We start from the raw sequence: 2,568 nt of genomic DNA on the forward strand, positions 1-2,568 counted from the left end.
CAGAAGACCTTTTATTCTGGAAAGAAGAGAAGACATACTTTAAACAGTCAACTCGTTGTGGATAAGAAGACGAAACAAGTTGTTTGTACAGCTTGTACAAACGGCAAACGTCATGATTTTAGGCTGTTTAAAAAATCCGGAACCAAAATACATCCTAAAGTGCAAGGGATTACTGACACTGGATACCAAGGAATACAAAAGCTGCATATCAAATCCGAATTGCCCAAAAAGAAGATAAAAAGAAAAATTAAGATCTGGCTCGCGAAAGAGTAGCCCATGAAAAGGTCATAGGTATGATTAAACGGTTCAAAATCATATCTGATCAATACAGAAATAGACGTAAAAGATTTGGACTCAGATTCAATCTAATAGCAGCTATTTCCAACATGGAGTTATCCTGACATCTCGTTATGCAGGCGGTCTATTAGAGAAACGGTTGTTCTAAAAAACGGAATCTTTCGTTATTTCCGCCCACGTACACTGTTTAGTCTTGTGGTGGTCTATCTCATGATTACACTCTCTAAGAAAGAGATGTTTCAGATGATAATTGCATTTCTTGTTCAGCTAATTGTTCCGCCCGAGCGTACGTCATCAATGCGGTAATCACTTCTCCCAGTCTTTCGCCCTCAAGAATTTCAGGAAGATAATGAAGAGTTAACTTAATACGATGGTCTGTAAGACGCCCTTGAGGAAAGTTGTAGGTGCGAATTCGTTCAGAACGATCGCCTCGTCCTACTTGCTGTTGACGAGATTGACTTCGCTCCATATCTTCTTGATATTTTTTTGCATCATATAACCGAGAACGAAGTACTTTTAATGCTTTTGCTTTATTTTTATGTTGAGATTTTTCATCTTGTTGGCTCACCACAATGCCCGTGGGAAGGTGTGTAATACGCACCGCACTATCAGTAGTATTCACCGATTGCCCTCCCGGACCACTCGAGCGGAATACATCAATACGCAAGTCTTTTTCATCAATCACAATATCGATCTCTTCTACCTCTGGTAATACTGCTACCGTGGCAGCAGAAGTGTGCACACGCCCACTGGATTCTGTTTTTGGAACGCGTTGAACTCGATGAACTCCAGCTTCAAACTTAAGCTGAGCATATACGTCTTTACCCTGAATTAATAATCCTACATCTTTAACACCCGCATGATCACTGTAATGAACATGAAGAATCTCTATTTTCCATTTCTGTAATGTTCCGTAACGCGTATACATTCGCATAAGGTCTGCTGCAAATAAGGCGGCTTCTTCTCCCCCCGTTCCAGCACGAATTTCTAAAATTGCTCCTCGCGCATCATCTTCATCTTTAGGCAACAAAAGAATTCGAATTTCATAACTTAAAGCTTCCAACCTTTGACGCAAAAGTTTTTTTTCTTCTTCCACCAAGAGCTTTATATCCTCTTCTATTTCTTGCATTTGAACCAGATTTTCGTATTCTTTCTTGACTTGAAACCATTTCTGGACACACTCTACTAGAGGCGTCATGGCAGCATAATCTTTATTGATTTGTATTGCGTTTTGTAATGACTGATCTTCTAGCAAAGCGTTTTCCAAGCGTTTATGCCGTTCAAGAATTGCAAAAAGTGTTTGACTGGAAATACCGTGCATCGTCAAAAAAGTTTTTTATTATTTTCAAAATACCATACAACATAAAGCGATGCCATAGCTCTCTCAAGGAAGCTTGATTTAAATAAATACATCAGGACTAAATTTGATCAGAGGGTATGACCATCATTCTATTAATAGTACGTTAATTTTTCAGCGAAAAAAGAGGCTTAGTATGCACAGAGCAAGCTTTGCAAGTCCGTTCGGTCATAGACCGATGGCATTACAAAAAATAATTTATACTATTTCCCATTATAATCCGATCTCATTAATAGTAATTAAGCTTGAAGATATGATTGGAAAGAATTGAAATAAAGCTTTATATCATGCAGTACATTGAGTATCGTTTCATAGTACCCCAGAATTTCTCAATGGAATTTAGACGGAGCGAATGTGGCGGTAAGAACATTAACCCGAAGCCAATCAATTCTTTTATCTTATACACGTTATAGCATGATCCATAATTAGACGAGGATTTAGCGCTTTGATTCCAGACTATAGCCAAATAACTATAGAATAGTTATACAGAATAGCGCGTCAATTGAAAATTTTTTAGAACGTTGTATCTGTTTAACCTGAGCCCATTATTGCTCAATGGGATTAAGGTCAGAAGAATAAGACGATCGGTAAAATAAAATCCTATATTCATGGATAAAAGGAGGCAGTATAGTCAAGTTTGGCGGTAATAAGAACCCGTGATCCAAAGGATTTAACAGATCATGAATAAACGCTCATTAAAAATCATTGTGAATGGAGCAAGTATAGTAATAGAAGTAAACACCAAAAGAAAGAGCGTGTTAACAGAGTATTTTACATAATAAAGAGCAGCTGCCCATGGCGAATGTTTTCTAAAGATTTTCCCCCATACTCGCCTGTACAATCGTTTTATCAAAGATGCAGGATCAAAGGAATATGAGAAAAAGTACTGAGCACACTTGTCAAGATGCGTCGGA

2 protein-coding genes and 1 pseudogene are annotated in these 2,568 nt (G+C 37.9%); 2 read left to right on the forward strand and 1 reads right to left on the reverse strand.

The window, feature by feature from the left end:
- A pseudogene (locus HCUR_RS00840) lies at nt 1-401 on the forward strand (transposase family protein); the annotation flags it as partial.
- A gap of 119 nt (nt 402-520) precedes the next feature.
- On the opposite strand, the gene prfA reads toward HCUR_RS00840, so the two are convergent.
- Nucleotides 521-1,618 (reverse strand): peptide chain release factor 1, encoded by a 1,098-nt coding sequence (prfA, locus tag HCUR_RS00845; protein ID WP_104206330.1) that lies wholly within the window; start codon nt 1,616-1,618, stop codon nt 521-523.
- A 730-nt stretch (nt 1,619-2,348) separates the two neighbouring features.
- Between prfA and HCUR_RS09995 the strand changes: the two genes are divergently transcribed.
- On the forward strand, nt 2,349-2,531 hold the full coding sequence (locus HCUR_RS09995) for a transposase (RefSeq protein WP_104206331.1): 183 nt from the start codon (nt 2,349-2,351) through the stop codon (nt 2,529-2,531).
- Nucleotides 2,532-2,568 lie beyond the last annotated feature (37 nt).

The sequence above is a fragment of the Holospora curviuscula genome (assembly GCF_002930195.1).
GTDB classification, from domain to species: domain Bacteria; phylum Pseudomonadota; class Alphaproteobacteria; order Holosporales; family Holosporaceae; genus Holospora; species Holospora curviuscula.

Bases quoted from the DNA above. Each gene is read 5' to 3' on its own strand.
- prfA (WP_104206330.1), bottom strand. From the start codon at position 1,618: ATGCACGGTATTTCCAGTCAAACACTTTTTGCAATTCTTGAACGGCAT.